This is a genomic window from Microbacterium capsulatum (assembly GCF_030865425.1).
In the GTDB taxonomy this organism is placed as follows: domain Bacteria; phylum Actinomycetota; class Actinomycetes; order Actinomycetales; family Microbacteriaceae; genus Microbacterium; species Microbacterium capsulatum.
Genome location: NZ_JAVFCB010000002.1, coordinates 128363 through 144325, shown reverse-complemented (window position 1 = coordinate 144325; position 15963 = coordinate 128363). Strand labels below are relative to the sequence as shown.

Annotated in this window: 13 protein-coding genes; 3 read left to right on the top strand and 10 right to left on the bottom strand. The window is 68.9% G+C overall.

What is annotated here, in order from left to right:
- Positions 1-58 precede the first annotated feature (58 nt).
- Positions 59-478 (top strand): rhodanese-like domain-containing protein, encoded by a 420-nt coding sequence (locus tag RBR11_RS03575; RefSeq protein ID WP_308487932.1) that lies wholly within the window; start codon positions 59-61, stop codon positions 476-478.
- 165 nt (positions 479-643) lie between these two features.
- Positions 644-2152: an outer membrane protein assembly factor BamB family protein gene (locus RBR11_RS03570; RefSeq protein WP_308487931.1), complete on the top strand. Its 1509-nt coding sequence runs from the start codon at positions 644-646 to the stop codon at positions 2150-2152.
- Between the two features lie 50 nt (positions 2153-2202).
- Here RBR11_RS03570 and RBR11_RS03565 read toward each other — a convergent pair whose 3' ends face one another.
- From RBR11_RS03565 to RBR11_RS03545, 5 genes are all read right to left on the bottom strand, one after another.
- Positions 2203-2637 carry a cytochrome c oxidase subunit 4 gene (locus tag RBR11_RS03565; protein WP_308487930.1) on the bottom strand — a complete coding sequence of 145 codons (435 nt, stop codon included), beginning with the start codon at positions 2635-2637 and terminating at the stop codon, positions 2203-2205.
- A 3-nt stretch (positions 2638-2640) separates the two neighbouring features.
- Positions 2641-4368: an aa3-type cytochrome oxidase subunit I gene (gene ctaD / locus RBR11_RS03560; RefSeq protein ID WP_308487929.1), complete on the bottom strand. Its 1728-nt coding sequence runs from the start codon at positions 4366-4368 to the stop codon at positions 2641-2643.
- Positions 4369-4373: 5 nt separating this feature from the next.
- Complete coding sequence (gene ctaC / locus RBR11_RS03555) at positions 4374-5282, bottom strand: aa3-type cytochrome oxidase subunit II (protein WP_308487928.1); 909 nt, start codon at positions 5280-5282, stop codon at positions 4374-4376.
- Between the two features lie 122 nt (positions 5283-5404).
- Complete coding sequence (gene erpA / locus RBR11_RS03550; RefSeq protein ID WP_308487927.1) at positions 5405-5767, bottom strand: iron-sulfur cluster insertion protein ErpA; 363 nt, start codon at positions 5765-5767, stop codon at positions 5405-5407.
- Positions 5768-5898: 131 nt separating this feature from the next.
- Positions 5899-7314, bottom strand: coding sequence for a dipeptidase (locus RBR11_RS03545; RefSeq protein ID WP_308487926.1), 1416 nt, complete (start codon positions 7312-7314; stop codon positions 5899-5901).
- A gap of 55 nt (positions 7315-7369) precedes the next feature.
- On the opposite strand from RBR11_RS03545, the gene RBR11_RS03540 reads away from it, so the two are divergent.
- Positions 7370-7933, top strand: a complete 564-nt coding sequence (locus RBR11_RS03540; protein ID WP_308487925.1) for a DUF3043 domain-containing protein — start codon at positions 7370-7372, stop codon at positions 7931-7933.
- An 84-nt stretch (positions 7934-8017) separates the two neighbouring features.
- Here the strand turns inward: RBR11_RS03540 and RBR11_RS03535 are convergent, their stop codons facing one another.
- The 5 genes from RBR11_RS03535 to dnaE all read right to left on the bottom strand — a co-directional run bounded on the left by RBR11_RS03535 (position 8018) and on the right by dnaE (position 15941).
- Positions 8018-9040: a quinone-dependent dihydroorotate dehydrogenase gene (locus tag RBR11_RS03535; protein WP_308487924.1), complete on the bottom strand. Its 1023-nt coding sequence runs from the start codon at positions 9038-9040 to the stop codon at positions 8018-8020.
- A gap of 10 nt (positions 9041-9050) precedes the next feature.
- Positions 9051-9548, bottom strand: coding sequence for a transcriptional regulator NrdR (nrdR, locus tag RBR11_RS03530; protein ID WP_308487923.1), 498 nt, complete (start codon positions 9546-9548; stop codon positions 9051-9053).
- Between the two features lie 9 nt (positions 9549-9557).
- Positions 9558-10892, bottom strand: a complete 1335-nt coding sequence (gene hisD / locus RBR11_RS03525; protein WP_308487922.1) for a histidinol dehydrogenase — start codon at positions 10890-10892, stop codon at positions 9558-9560.
- A gap of 6 nt (positions 10893-10898) precedes the next feature.
- Positions 10899-12287, bottom strand: a complete 1389-nt coding sequence (locus RBR11_RS03520; protein WP_308487921.1) for a hypothetical protein — start codon at positions 12285-12287, stop codon at positions 10899-10901.
- A 135-nt stretch (positions 12288-12422) separates the two neighbouring features.
- Positions 12423-15941 (bottom strand): DNA polymerase III subunit alpha, encoded by a 3519-nt coding sequence (dnaE, locus tag RBR11_RS03515; RefSeq protein ID WP_308487920.1) that lies wholly within the window; start codon positions 15939-15941, stop codon positions 12423-12425.
- Between the last annotated feature and the right edge of the window lie 22 nt (positions 15942-15963).

Here is a 15963-nt window from a genome sequence, read left to right as displayed (position 1 = left end):
CCCGTCACACGACGGGGCCTTCGTCGTCTCGCCGCCCCGGTCGGAGTAGCCTTTCGTCATGACCTCAGCCCAGGAGCACTTCGCCGCCAAGCTCGCCTACGAGACGGACGGGAGCGACGTGCACGCCGCGCGGAAGGCCGGCCAGCGGATCGCAGTGGTCGACGTCCGCTCCGACGAGGCCTGGGCGCAGGGGCGCGTCTCCGACGCGATCCACATGCACTACAGCGAGATCGCCGCCCGCGCCCCTCAGGAGATCTCCCCGGACACGCCTGTCGTCGTCTACTGCTGGAGCCCCGGGTGCAACGCCGCGGACAAGGGCGCCCTGGAGTTCGCGAAGCTCGGCTACGAGGTCCGCATCATGATCGGCGGATTCGAGTACTGGTCTCGGGAGGGCTATCCGGTCGAGAACGCGGACGGCGTGCACCGCCGCCCGATCGACCCCCTCGTCGGCGTCCCCCGCATCCGCACCCGGGCCTGAGGGCGCGCCTGCGGAAAGCATGAACGCGGGCAGTGCGCCGCGCGAGACCATCACGTCCCTGCGCCCTTCAGCGCAACGCCCCGGAATTATCCACAGCCCCGAACGGAGTACAGCGCACCCATCCTAGCCTCGAGATGTCCCACTCGAGAGGAGATCGTCTTGCGCTTGCCGTTCCCCGTCGCAGCCGCCGCCATTATCGTCACGGCACTGGTACTCACCGGTTGCTCCCCCGCACCCGAAGATGATTGGAACACACGTCTCACGCCCGAGTGGACAGTCAACGCCACCCTGATGAGTCAGCCGGTGATCGCCGATGACAGTGTGCTGGCTTACGTGCATGTGTCGCCGGACTCAGAGGCGATCGTGGCATGGAATCGCGCGAACGGCAAGGAGCTCTGGCGATCTCACGCACTGCCGGCCCGCACCGCCCCCGGCGTGGACCAGTTCGTCGCCGTGATCGAGAAGGACGGTTCCTGGCAGGTCGCGTACCTGGCTCCGCGTGCGGTGGGCGATCCTGTCAACGCGTGGATGCGTCTTGTCGTCGCGGATGCGCGCTCCGGCAAGGACCTGCTCCCCCAACTGCAAGACGCCCCGATCTGGACACGTCGTCCGGAAGCGTGCAAGGACTCGTCCACGTTCTGTCTCGAGGGCTTCCGCGAGGGGGACGAGCACACAGACCGCGAGCTCGTCCTCGCCGACGGCGGGATCGTGCCCGACACGGATCCCGACGCAGGGTTCAGCACCAACGGCTTCCTCGTCGCAAGCCACGTCTCGCTCAGCCACGACGAGGTGACCACGGTCCGGTACGGCACCAACGGTGAGTATGCGTGGTGGCGGAGCTACGAGGACATCTTCGGCCAGGGCACGGACTACACGGGCGGCTGGGCATGGCATGACGAGGATGAGAAGCTTCCGGTCATCGGCTGGGGCGGGCAGGCCGCGCCGAAAGTCACCTCATACCCCGCAAGCGATGTCCGCGACCTCACTGCCGGGACCACGGTCGCTCTCGATCGCAAGACCGGGCGGACCCTGTGGTCCCAGAAGAGCACAAGGAGCTGTACCTTCAGTGGCCGGGGTGTCGCGCCTCGCGCCGAAGGGATCATGGTGCTGTGCCGTTACCGGTCCGGATCGCTCCAACGCCATTTCGAAGAGGAGGGTGCCCCGCCACAGCTCGTCTACAAGGATGTGGATCTCGATGTCATCGGCGTGGACGCCGCGTCGGGTGAAGTGGTGTGGACCGTCCGACTCGGCGACGAACCGCGCAACTACGCATACCAGGAGCAGCCGAAGGCGCCGTGGTCGGACTCCGAAGAGCACGTGATCGTGACGGCGAACGGGCGACGGACGCTCCTCGATGTGCGCGACGGTTCCCGCCGAGAACTCGCCCGCGACGTCCTCACGCCCTGCCGACCGCACGACACGCAGGTCGTGCTCGACAGCGTCTGGAAAAACGTCCGCTACGCCGCGTCGCAGAACATGGCGCTCTGCAACGAGCAGGGACCGGTGAAGTCGGGCACGGCTCCGTCTCCGGCCGCGTTGGCGCTGGCCGGGCTGGACATCCACGACGACGTCGCCTTGGTCTTCAACGGAAGGCTCGCATACTTCCGCCGCCCGGCACCGGCACGACCGGCCACGACGACGCCGGGCACACCCCCGCCGACCTCTGCCGGGTGACGACAAGAGACCCCCGGAGCATCAGCTCCAGGGGTCTCTCACGCGAAGAATCAGCGGGCGAAGTGTCCGCGGTAGTACTCGTAGACCCAGCCGACGATCGCGACGACGAAGATGCCGAGCGCGACCGGGAAGAGGAACTCCCCGACGGCGAGGGCGATCGCGCCGACGGCGGCGGAGCCGGCCAGAACAATCGGCCACCACGACCACGGGCTGAACTCGCCGAGCTCAGGGTCGCCGTCGTCGATGTCGCTGGTGAGGATGTCCTCGGGCAGCTCGCCGTTCTGCGCCTGGTGGGTCTTGTGCAGATAGAACGCGATCATCGCGCCCATGAAGCACGTGAAGAACAGCGCCACCGTGCCGACCCACTCGATCGCGGTGACGATCGGGCGGTCCGGGTGGGCGAGGATGTTCCACCCGGTGTAGACGATGCCCATGAGGCCGAAGAACCCGGTCAGGATCCACCAGAGAACGATATTGTCGCGCATGGGTCAGTGGCCCTTTCCGCCGGCCTCAGCCGCGACGGGGTGCTCCGCGGCCTCCGGGTGGTTGAGGTCGAACGCCGGACGCTCGCTGCGGATACGCGGGATCGACGTGAAGTTGTGCCGCGGCGGCGGGCACGAGGTAGCCCACTCGAGCGACGCGCCGTAGCCCCACGGGTCGTTCACGGTGACCTTCGGCGCCTTGCGGGCGGTGAGCCAGACGTTCAGGAAGAACGGCAGCATCGAGGCGCCCAGGATGATCGCACCGATCGTCGAGACCTGGTTCTCCCACGTCCAGTTGTCGTAGGCCGAGTAGTCGGCGTAACGACGCGGCATGCCATCGACGCCCAGCCAGTGCTGGATGAGGAAGGTCATGTGGAAGCCGATGAACAGCATCCAGAAGTGGATGTAACCGAGGCGCTCGTTGAGCATCCGGCCGGTCCATTTCGGCCACCAGAAGTAGAAGCCGGCGAACATCGCGAACACGACCGTGCCGAACACCACGTAGTGGAAGTGCGCGACGACGAAGTACGAGTCGGAGAGGAAGAAGTCCAGCGGCGGCGACGCCAGGATGACACCGGTCAGACCGCCGAAGACGAACGACACCAGGAAGCCGAGGGCGAACACCATCGGGGTCTCGAAGGTCACGGATCCTCGCCACAGCGTGCCGATCCAGTTGAAGATCTTCACACCGGTCGGGACCGCGATGAGCATCGTCATGAGGGCGAAGAACGGCAGCAGCACGGAGCCGGTGACGTACATGTGGTGCGCCCACACCGCGACGGACAGCGCGGCGATCGAGATGGTCGCGTAGACGAGGGTCTTGTATCCGAAGATCGGCTTGCGGCTGAACACCGGGAAGATCTCGGAGACGATGCCGAAGAACGGCAGCGCGATGATGTACACCTCGGGGTGGCCGAAGAACCAGAACAGGTGCTCCCAGAGCAGCACGCCGCCGTTGGCCGGGTCGTAGATGTGCGCGCCGAGGACGCGGTCCGCGGCGGCCGCCAGCAGGGCCGCGGCGAGGACCGGGAAGGCCATCAGCACGAGGAGGCTGGTGATCAGCGTGTTCCACGAGAAGATCGGCATGCGCCACATCGTCATGCCGGGGGCGCGCATCGTGATGATCGTGGTGATGAAGTTCACCGCACCGAGGATCGTTCCGAAGCCCGAGATGCCGAGGCCCAGCATCCAGAGGTTTCCTCCGGCGCCGGGCGTGAACGAGGCGCTGGCCAGCGGCTGATACGCGAACCAGCCGAACGAGGCCGCGCCCTGCGGGGTGAGGAAGCCGGCGACCGCGATGGTCGAGCCGAACAGGAACATCCAGAACGCGAAGGCGTTCAGACGCGGGAACGCGACGTCGGGGGCGCCGATCTGCAGCGGGAGGACCGCGTTCGCGAAGCCGGCGAAGAGGGGCGTCGCGAACATCAGCAGCATGATCGTGCCGTGCATCGTGAACAGCTGGTTGTACTGCTCCTTCGTCGGCACGATCTGCATGCCCGGCGAGAACAGCTCGGCGCGGATGATGAGGGCCATCACGCCGCCGAGGAGGAAGAACAGCACCGAGGCGATCAGGTACATGTACCCGATGGTCTTGTGGTCGGTGGAGGTGATCCACTTGACGACGATGTTGCCCTTCTGCTCGACGCGGGTCGAGCTGAGCAGGGCGGCCTGCCGAGGCGGGATCGTGGTGGGACGCGCGCCGGCCTCAGAAGTGCCGGGAAGAGTGCTCGTCATGATGGTTACTTCGCTCCCTCATCGGTGGTGCTCTTCCCGGTGCCCGGGTAGTTGTTGAGGCGATCGTAGGCATTGGTGATGTCACCGGTGTTGCCCTCGTCGTGCAGCTTCGTGAGGTACGCCTGGTACTCCGAGTCGCTGACGACCTTGACGTTGAAGAGCATCATCGAGTGGTACTCGCCGCAGAGCTCCGCGCACTTGCCCTGGTAGGTGCCCTCGCGGGTCGGCGTGAAGGACCACGAGTTGTCCTTGCCGATGAACATGTCCTTCTTGTACAGGAAGTCGATGATCCAGAAGGAGTGGATCACGTCGCGCGACTGCAGCGTGACGTGCACCTTCTTGTTCACCGGCAGGTACAGCGTCGGCAGGGCGTTCTGGTCGACGTTGCCCGCCTTGTCCGGCTGAGCCTGGACGCCCATGGTCCACACCGCGTCGGAGTTGTCCTTCTGGGTGCCGTCGTACTGGAAGTCCCAGGCCCACTGCTTGCCGATGGCCGTGATCGACACGTCCGGCTTGTTGTCCGGGCCGTACTGGGTCTCGATGATCGTCTGGTCGCGCGCCGTGAAGGCGAACATCCCGAAGATCAGGATGAGCGGCACGAGCGTGTAGAGGATCTCGATCGGCATGTTGTAGCGCAGCTGCACCGGCAGGCCGGTCTGCCCCTTGCGCCGGCGGTAGGCGATCGCCGCCCAGCCCATCAGACCCCACGTGATGAGGCCGACGATCAGCAGGACGATCCACGAGTTGACCCAGAGCGCCGCGACGCGGTCGGTCTGGTTCGTGGCCGGTGTGCCGTCTGCAACGAAGCCCGGAAGGAATCCGTGGAGCTCTGTGGGAGAGCATCCTGCGAGGGCCACGGCTGCCGCGACTCCCAGGGGGAGAGCGGCCCAACGAAGGCGGCGTTTCGAGGGCACGATGCACCTTTCAGATCGCGGACATGGGCAAACCCAGTCTAGGGCAACCTCACACCCGATTCACGCCATCCACGCAGGTTCGGCGTGGATGGCGCAGTGGTTGGAGAGGGTGTTTCCGAGGCTCAGTGGAAGCTGTCGCCGCAGGCGCAGGAGCCCTGCGCATTGGGGTTGTCGATCGTGAACCCCTGCTCCGAGATCGTGTCCTTGAAGTCGATCGAAGCGCCGTCCAGATAGGGCACGCTCATGTTGTCGACGATGACCTCGACCCCGTCGAAGTCGACCGTCTGGTCGCCGTCGAGGTAGCGCTCGTCGAAGTACAGCTGGTAGATCAGGCCCGAGCAGCCGCCGGGCTGCACGGCGACGCGCAGACGCAGGTCGTCGCGGCCCTCCTGCTCCAGCAGGCTCTTCACCTTCGCCGCGGCGGCGTCGGTGAGCTTCACACCGTGCGCGGTGCTGGTCTCGGGGGTGAGTGTGATGTCGCTCATATCGCTCCTTGGATCGGCCGTGGACGGGCACGGATTCCGTGCTTCGAGTCTACCGCCGCGCGTCGGACGGGCGACGCGCGGCGGGGGTCCCAGCACGAACTCGTTACGAACGATCTCGTCGCGGGACTCGACTAGAGCGAGATCTCGTTCATCCGGGTCAGCAGCAGCGCCTCGGTGGCGACCGCGTGCCGGAACGTGTCCAGGTGCAGCGACTCGTTCGGGCTGTGCGCGCGGGAGTGCGGATCCTCGACCCCGGTGACCAGGATCTGCGCACCAGGGAAGGTCTCCACGAGGTCGGCGATGAACGGGATGGAACCGCCGACGCCCAGGTCGACCGGCGCCTTGCCGTAGCCGTCCGTCATGGCACCGCGGGTGAGCCCGACCGCCCAGCCGCTCGTGTCGACGAGGAACGGGTTGCCCAGGTCCAGGTCGGAGAAGGTCAGCTCGGCGCCGAACGGCGCGTGCGCGCGCAGGTGCGCCTCCAGAGCCGCGTACGCGTCCTCCGCGCTCTGCCCGGGCGCGACACGGCAGCTGAGGACCACGGTGGTCTCCGGCGACAGCGTGTTCGACGCGGCGGCGACCGACGTCGCGTCGATGCCGATCACGGTCACGGTGGGCTTGTTCCAGACGCGGCTGAGGATCGTGCCGTCGCCGATCGGCGAGACGCCCGGCAGCAGTCCGGCCTCGTCACGCAGGGTCGCCTCCGAGTACTCCGGCGTCTCCGCCTCGCGGACCGCCATGCCGGCGACCGCGACGGATCCGTTCTCGTCCCAGAGCGAGTCGAGCAGACGGATCGTGGCGAGCATCGAGTCGGGCACCGCGCCGCCGAACATGCCGGAGTGCGAGGCGTGATCGAGCGTGCGGATCTTCAGCGTGAAGCGCACGGCACCGCGCAGGGAGACGGTGAGGCCGGGCGTCTCGGCGTCCCAGTTGCCGGAGTCCGCGACGACGATCGCGTCGGCGCGCAGCGCGTCCTCGTTGTCCTTGAGGAACTGTGCGAAGGAGCGGGAGCCGTACTCCTCCTCCCCCTCGATGAACATCGCGATGCCGAGGTCGAGGTCGTCGCCGAGCGTCTCCGCGACGGCGCGGATCGAGGCGATGTGCGCCATGACCCCCGCCTTGTCGTCGGCGGCGCCGCGGCCGTAGAGGCGGCCGTCGCGGACGGTGGGCTCGAACGGCGGGGTCTCCCACAGCTCGTCGGCCCCGGGAGGCTGCACGTCGTGGTGCGCGTAGAGCAGGATCGTCGGCCGGCCGTTGCGGGCCGCACGCGTCGCGAGCACCGCCGGCTGGCCCGTCTCGGACGTGCCCGGGATCGCGGCGCGCAGCACGCGCACGCTGTCGAACACCCCTGTGCCCTCGGCGAGCTCGGCGACGGCCGCGGCGCTGCGCTCGAGCTGGGTCTGGTCGAACGCGGGCCAGGCGATCCCGGGGACCCGCACGAGCGCGCCGAGGTCGGACAGCGCGGCGGGGATCCCGGTCGACACGGCTTCCGCGACGGCTGCTTCGACGTCACCGGCTGCGGTGACCGAGGAGGAGGGAGAAGTCATGCGAGTAATCTTAGAGAACACCCCGTTTCCTCCTCTCACGACCACAGGAGCCTTCGTGCCCACGACCCCCTCCCCCTCGACCAACGACGAGTCCTCCGAGACGGCGTCCGGCAAGGGACGCCGCACGCCGACGCGTGCCGAGCAGGAGGCCGCCCGCCGCCGCCCTCTCGTCCCCGACACGAAGGAGGCCAAGGCGCAGGCCCGGGCCGAGCTCCGCCAGCGCCAGGACCGCCAGCGCATCGGCATGGCCAACGGCGAGGAGAAGTACCTTCCGGCCCGCGACAAGGGTCCGCAGCGCCGCTGGGTGCGCGACTACGTCGACGCCGGCTGGCACCTCAGCGAGTGGGTCATGGCGCTCATGGTCGTCGTGATCGTCGTGTCCCTCATCCCGAGCACCGCGGTCGCCTATTGGGCGTTCGTCGGCCTCTGGGCCTACATCGCGCTCGCAGTGCTCGACATGGTGTGGCTGGGCGTCCGGGTGAACCGGAAGATCGCCGACAAGTTCGGCCGGGAGCACCGCGAGCGCGGCCTCGCCTGGTACGCCGGCATGCGGTCGCTGCAGATGCGGTTCATGCGACTGCCGAAGCCGCAGGTCAAGCGCGGGCAGTACCCGATCTGATCCGGATCCGCTGACGAACGAGAAGATCCCGGTGCGCGATGCGCCCGGGATCTTCTTCGTGCGGGGGTCGCCTTCGCCCGTCGGTCAGCGGCGACGCAGTCCCGCGCGGATCTGCCGAGCCCAGAGCGGGCCGCGGTACAGGAACGCGGTGTAGCCCTGCACGAGGGTCGCACCGGCCTCGAGCCGCTCGCGCACCTCGGCGCCGGTCTCCACGCCGCCGACGGAGATGACGCAGAAGTCGGCGGGCACGGCCTCGCGGACGATGCGCAGGACGGCGAGGGAGCGCTCCTTGAGCGGGGCACCGGAGAGCCCGCCGTCACCGGCCGCCACGACCTTCGCCGGATCCGTGGCCAGGCCCTCGCGGGAAACCGTCGTGTTCGTCGCGATGAGGCCGGACAGCCCCTCGGCGACGGCGAGGCGTGCGATCGCGGCGACCTCGTCGTCCGGCAGGTCGGGGGCGATCTTCACGAGCAGCGGCGTGTCGCCGGCGGCCTCCTTCACCGCGCGCAGCAGCGGTGCGAGGGTCTCGACCGCCTGCAGCCCGCGTAGGCCGGGGGTGTTGGGCGAGGAGACGTTGATCGCCAGATAGTCGGCGAGCGGGGCGAGCCGGACGGCGGAGGCGACGTAGTCGGCGGTCGCGTCCTCCACGGCCACCACGCGGCTCTTGCCGATGTTCACGCCGATCACGGCGTCGGGACGGCGCCGGCGCAGCTTCCAGAGGCGCTGCTCGGCGGCCTCGGCACCGGCGTTGTTGAAGCCCATCCGGTTCACGACGGCGCGGTCGGGGACCAGCCGGAACAGACGGGGCTTGGGGTTGCCCGGCTGCGGGATCGCGGTGATCGTGCCCACCTCGACGTGGCCGAAGCCGAGCGCGGCGAGTCCGCGGACGCCGACGGCGTTCTTGTCGAAGCCCGCGGCGATGCCGAAGGGCGTCGGGAACGTCAGCCCGAGCGCCTCGACCTTCTCGGCCGGATCGGGACGCGTCAGCGCTCGCGCGATCCAGGAGAACGGCGGCACGCCGAGGATCCGCACGACGACCATCCCGGCGTGGTGCGCGAACTCGGGGTCGAAGCGGGCGAGGACGAGGCGGAAGAGCAGGGCATACATCCCTGCCAGGCTACCGGTCGGCGGGCTCGGATCCCGACCCGGAGGATACCGACGCCGCACCGACGTGGTCCGCGCGCAGCTCAGCGATCGACGCCTCGAAGTCCTCCAGGGAGTCGAACGCCTGGTAGACGCTCGCGAACCGCAGGTAGGCCACCTCGTCGAGATCGCGGAGCGGCCCGAGGATGGCGAGCCCGATCTCGTTCGTGTCCAGCTGCGAGACGCCGGTCTGCCGCACGGCCTCCTCCACCCGCTGGGCGAGGATCGCGAGGTCGGCCTCGGTCACCGGGCGCCCCTGGCACGCCTTGCGGACGCCGGCGATCACCTTCTCCCGGCTGAACGGCTCCATCACGCCGCTTCTCTTGATCACGTTCAGGCTCGCGGTCTCGGTGGTCGAAAAGCGCCCGCCGCACTCCGGGCACTGGCGGCGCCGACGGATGGACAGCCCGTCGTCGCTCGTGCGCGAATCGATCACGCGGGAGTCCGGGTGGCGGCAGAACGGGCAGTGCATCCGTGAAGCCTACGCCCCGGTCGTGGGTGCGGGCTCCGACGCGGTGACGAAGCGCGCCTCGATGGCCTCGCCGTGCGCGGGAAGCGCCTCGGACTCGGCCAGCGCGACGATGCTGCGGCGCACCTCGGCGAGGGCGCCGCGGTCGTACTCGATGACCTGCTGCGGACGCAGGAACGTGTAGGCGCCGAGGCCGGGGGCGTACCGGGCCTGGCCTCCGGTGGGCAGCACGTGGTTGCTGCCGGCGAGGTAGTCGCCGAGGCTGACCGGGCTGTTCTCCCCCACGAACACCGCGCCGGCGCTCGTGAAGTCGGCGGCCGCCTTGGCCGCGTCGTTCAGGTGCAGCTCGAGGTGCTCGGGGGCGTAGGCGTTGCTGAACGCGACCGCGGCGGCGCGGTCGTCGACGAGGACGATCGCGGACTGCGGGCCGGTCAGGGCGGCGTTCACCCGTTCGGCGTGCCGCGTGGCCGTGGCGCGCTCGACGATCCGGGCGACCACGGCGTCGGCGAGTTCGACAGAGTCGGTCACCAGCACGGCGGACGCCTGCTCGTCGTGCTCGGCCTGGCTGATCAGATCCGCGGCGACGAGGTCGGCGTCCGCGCCGGCGTCGGCGACGATGAGGATCTCGGTCGCGCCGGCCTCCGAGTCGGTGCCGACCACGCCCGCGACCGCGCGCTTCGCGGAGGCGACGTAGTTGTTGCCGGGGCCGGAGATGACGTCGACCGGATCGAGGCCGATGCCGTCGACGCCGTAGGCGAGGGCGCCGATCGCCCCTGCGCCGCCGATCGCGTACACCTCGTCGACGCCGAGAAGGGCGGCAGCGGCGAGGATCGTCGGATGGACGCGCCCGCCCTCGTGCTCCTGCGGCGGGGAGGCGAGCGCGATGCTGCCGACGCCGGCGACCTGAGCCGGCACCACGTTCATGATCACGCTGGACGGGTAGACGGCCTTGCCGCCCGGGATGTAGACGCCGGCGCGGGTCACCGGCTGCCAGCGCTGGCGGATCCGGGCGCCGGGGCCGAGGACGGTGGTCGCCGCCGCGGGCACCTGCGCCTCGGATGCGCGGCGCACGCGCACGATGGCCTCCTCGATCGCCTCGCGGACCACGGGATCGAGCGCGGCGACGGCCTCGTCGATCTGCTCCCGGGGCACCCGGATCGCGTGACCGCTGACCCGGTCGAACCGCTCCGCCTGCTCGCGCAGGGCCTCCTCGCCGCGCACGCGGACGTCATCCACGATCGCGGTGGCCGTCGCGAGGGCCTCCGCGCGGGCCGCAGTGGCACGCGGGACGGCGGCCAGCATCTCGGCGGTGGAGAGGGAACGGCCCCTCAGGTCGATCGTCTGCATGCGTCCTCAGCCTCGGGTCATGTTCTCGGTGTCGTGGAGGTATCCGACGCGGCCGTCGTCGTGGCGCACCACGAACGCGCCGCCGCGGTCCTCGAGTACCAGGATCCACGCATCGGGGCCGATCTGGAAAATCTCGTCTCCCCGGGCGTCATGAACCGGGCGGACGTCGGGCGCGAGCGCCCAGAACGGCTGGGACTGCTCCGCGCCGGAGACGACAGGGTGCGCCTCGGTGCGCGCGTCCTCCGCAGCCCCGCGACGCGTCGGCACGACGTCGACGGCATGCGTGGCGGTGTCCTCCGGGGACGACGGCTCGAGCAGCTCGCCGAGGACGTCGGTCATGGTGTCGGAGTGGGCGGGCTCGGCCGCCGGGGACTCCTCGGCCGCCGGGGACTCCTCGTCCACCGTGGACACCGCGGTTTCGAGCATCGTCGTCTCGGGCTCGCTCACCGTCGTCTCGGGCTCGCTCACCGTCGTCTCGGCCCGGCCGCCTTCCGGCAGGACCGTGTCGAGGATCGCCTCGGTGGGGGCGTCGGCCATCTGCGCGGGCGGCGCCGGGGCGAGCGCGACCGGTGCGGCACCGGCGGCGGAGCCCTCGGAGATCAGGAACGACTCGCGGTGCTGCTCGGGGATGTAGCCGTCGGCGCCGAGCGCCGGTGTGCCAGCGGTTCCGGCGGCGACGTGTCCGTTCGCGCCGAGTTCGCCGTCGTGGTCCAGCCCCGGCTCGACGTCGTCCTCCGAGGGGTTCGGGTCGGAGATGCTGCCGCGGGCGCGGACCGGACGCGGCCGCATGAAGACGGGGCGGACGGGGTCGGCGTTGCGGTGCGCGAGTGTCTCGAGGCGACCCTCGAAGTCCTCGCGGAGTCCGGGGATGAGGCCGGCGAACACGGTGACCGCGACGAGCCCGAGCATCACGACGAGCTCGATCCAGCCCGCCCAGGTGACGACGACGGATCGGCGGGTCGCGGCGACGAGCACGACCTGCTGCCAGAGCAGCACGGCCCAGCTCACCGCGGCGACCGAGAACGCGACGGAGGCGAACTGGTCGATGCCGAGCGATCCGACCCGGCGGATCCCCTCCGGAGAGAGCCGGCGCAGCGCGATGAGGAAGGCCGCCGCGGTGGGAACGCCGATCGTGAGCACCCAGGCGCCGTTCATCGTCCACACGGTGGACGAGAGGTCCAGGATGCTGCCAGGGCCGGGGACGAACGACAGCACGAAGGCCACCACCCAGGCGCCGATGATGATCAGCTCGCGGACGGTGAAGCCGAAGTGGCCCTGCTGCGGTGACACGGTGGGGAAGTGCGCCTCCGCGGCGTCGTCGGGGGTCTGCTCGGGGCCTCGCTCCTGAGGCTCCGAGCCCTGCTCGGCGTCGGCGAGGGGCACGTCGCGGGTCATCGGTGAATCCTTTCGTCGTGCGGCCGTCTGGGGACAGGCCGTCGAACGGGACCCGATACTACCTGCCCGTGGTGGAGAGGTCCTGAGCGTCGGATCCGAGGCGCGGACGGGCCGTCGCCCCGCGCGCACAACCGCTCAGCCGAGGCACTGCGGGCCGAGCAGCGACTTCAGATCGCCGAACAGATCCGCCGTCACGGAGACCGGCATGGGCACCTCGAACACCTTGGCGCGACCGCCGCGGTGCATCTTCAGCATGACCTCGGTCTCCCCCGCATGGCGCCGCAGCACGTCGGCGAGATCCTCGATCACACGCTCCGTGGCGCGCTGCTCCGGCACGATCAGCGACAGCGGTCCCGCGGCGTCGAACGCGCCGACGTCCGGGGTGAACGCGGACTGCGCGTGCAGGTTCATGCCGTCGTCGCGGCGGGAGACGCGACCCCGCACCGCGAGGATCGCGTCCTGCTGCAGCATGCTCTGGAACTCGAGGTAGGTCTTGCCCATGAACATGATCGTGATCTCGCCGTGGAAGTCCTCGACGGTGATCATGCCGTACGGGTTCCCGCTCGCCTTGGCGACGCGGTGCTGCACGCTCGTGACCAGGCCGGCGACGGTGACCTGGTCGCCGTCCTGCAGGTCCTCGGACTCGAGCAGGTTGTTGATCGCGATCGACGCGTGCTTGGCCAGCGGCACCTCGAGACCGGCCAGCGGATGGTCGGAGACGTACAGGCCGAGCATCTCGCGCTCGAACGCGAGCTTGTCCTTCTTCGTCCACTCGGGGCGGATCGGGACCTTGGGCGGCGCGACCTCCTCGACCTCGTCGTAGAGGCTGTCGAAGTCGAAGCCGATGGCGCCCTGGGCCTCGTTGCGCTTCTGGTCGACGGAGGCCTCCACCGCGTCCTCGTGGATCTCCACGAGCGCGCGCCGGGTGTCCCCCATCGAGTCGAAGGCCCCGGCCTTGATCAGGGACTCCACGGTGCGCTTGTTCGCGACGTGCAGCGGCACCTTCTTCAGGAAGTCGTGGAAGGAGGTGAAGTTCTCCTCCTGCCGGCCCTGCACGATCCCGTCGACGACGTTGGATCCGACGTTGCGCACCGCGCCGAGGCCGAAGCGGATGTCCTCGCCGACGGCCGCGAAGTAGTTGATCGACTCTCGGACGTCCGGCGGAAGCACCTTGATGCCCATGCGGCGGCACTCGTTCAGGTACAGCGCCATCTTGTCCTTGGAGTCGCCGACGCTGGTGAGCAGCGCGGCCATGTACTCGGCGGGATAATGCGCCTTCAGGAACGCGGTCCAGTACGAGATCACACCATACGCGGCGGAGTGCGCTTTGTTGAAGGCGTAGTCGGAGAACGGCAGCAGGATCTCCCACAGGGCGTTGACCGCACCGTCGGAGTAGCCGTTCGCGTGCATGCCGGCCTGGAAGCCCTCGAACTGCTTGTCCAGCTCGGACTTCTTCTTCTTGCCCATCGCGCGGCGGAGGATGTCGGCCTGGCCGAGGGAGAAGCCCGCCACCCGCTGCGCGATCGCCATCACCTGCTCCTGGTAGATGATGAGGCCGTAGCTCTCCTCCAGGATGTCCTTGAGCGAATCCGCGAACTCGGGGTGGATCGGCGTGATCTCCTGCAGCCCGTTCTTGCGGAGGGCGTAGTTCGTGTGCGAGTTGGCGCCCATCGGACCCGGGCGGTACAGCGCGATGAGGGCCGAGATGTCGCCGAAGTTGTCCGGCTTCATCAGGCGCATGAGCGCGCGCATCGGCCCGCCGTCGAGCTGGAACACGCCGAGCGAGTCGCCGCGGGTGAGCAGATCGTACGAGGGGCGGTCGTCCAGCGCGAGGTCCTCGAGGACGAGCTCCTCGCCCCGGTTCATCCGGATGTTCGCGAGCGCGTCGGAGATGATCGTGAGGTTGCGCAGCCCCAGGAAGTCCATCTTGATGAGGCCGAGCGACTCGCAGGACGGGTAGTCGAACTGCGTGACGATCTGGCCGTCCTGCTCGCGCTTCATGATCGGGATGATGTCGATCAGCGGGTGCGACGACATGATCACGCCGGCCGCGTGCACGCCCCACTGGCGCTTCAGGTTCTCCAGGCCCAGGGCCGTGTCGAACACGGTCTTCGCCTCGGGATCCGACTCGATCACGACGCGGAACTCGCTGGCCTCCTTGTACCGCGGGTGCTGCGGGTCGAACATGCCGTCGAGCGGCATGTCCTTGCCCATCACCGCGGGGGGCATCGCCTTGGTGAGCTTCTCCCCCATGCTGAACGGGAAGCCGAGCACGCGCCCCGCGTCCTTGAGCGCCTGCTTGGCCTTGATGGTGCCGTAGGTGACGATCTGCGCGACGCGCTCGTCACCGTACTTCTCGGTGACGTACTGGATGACCTCGCCGCGACGACGGTCGTCGAAGTCGACGTCGAAGTCGGGCATCGAGACGCGGTCGGGGTTGAGGAAGCGCTCGAAGATGAGGCCGTGCTCGAGCGGATCGAGGTCGGTGATCTTCATCGCGTAGGCAGCCATGGATCCGGCGCCGGAACCGCGGCCGGGGCCGACGCGCACGCCGTTGTCCTTCGCCCAGTTGATGAAGTCGGCGACGACGAGGAAGTAGCCCGGGAAGCCCATCGAGCTGATGACCTCGACCTCGTAGTCGGCCTGCTTGCGCACCGCGTCCGGAATCCCACCCGGGTAGCGGATGTGCAGGCCCTTCTCGACCTCCTTGATGAACCAGCTCTCCTCGGTCTCGCCCTGCGGGACCGGGAAGCGCGGCATGAAGTTCGCGCTCGTGTTGAACGAGACGTCGCAGCGCTCCGCGATGAGCAGCGTGTTGTCGCACGCCTCGGGGTTGTCCCGGAAGATCTGCCGCATCTCCGCGGCGGACTTCACGTAGTAGCCGTCGCCGTCGAACTTGAACCGGTTCGGATCGTCGAGCGTCGATCCGGACTGCACGCAGAGCAGGGCCGCGTGGCTCGTCGAGTCGTGCTGGTGCGTGTAGTGCAGGTCGTTGGTGCCGACGAGCGGGATCCCGAGGTCCTTCGCGATCTTCAGCAGATCGCCGGTGACGCGGCGCTCGATCTCGAGGCCGTGGTCCATGATCTCGGCGAAGTAGTTCTCCTTGCCGAAGATGTCCTGGAACTCGGCGGCGGCCGCGCGCGCCGCGTCGTACTGGCCGAGACGCAGGCGGGTCTGGATCTCGCCGGAGGGGCACCCCGTCGTGGCGATCAGGCCCTTGGAGTACTTCTGCAGGATCTCGCGGTCCATGCGGGGCTTGAAGTAATAGCCCTCGAGGCTCGAGGTCGACGACAGCCGGAAGAGGTTGTGCATGCCCTCGGTGGTCTCCGAGAGCAGCGTCATGTGCGTGTACGCACCGGATCCGGACACGTCGTCGCCGCGCTGCTCCGGCGAGCCCCACTGCACACGCGACTTGTCGCTGCGGTGCGTACCCGGGGTGACGTAGGCCTCGATCCCGATGATCGGCTTGACGCCGACGGCCTGCGCCGCCTTGTAGAACTCGAAGGCCGCGAACGTGTTGCCGTGGTCGGTGACTGCGACGGCCGGCATGCCCTGGTTGACCGCCTCCTGCACGAGCGGACCGATGCGCGCGGCCCCGTCCAGCATCGAGTACTCGCTGTGCACGTGGAGGTGGACGAAGGAGTCTGATGCCATGCGTCGAGTCTACTTTCGGGGT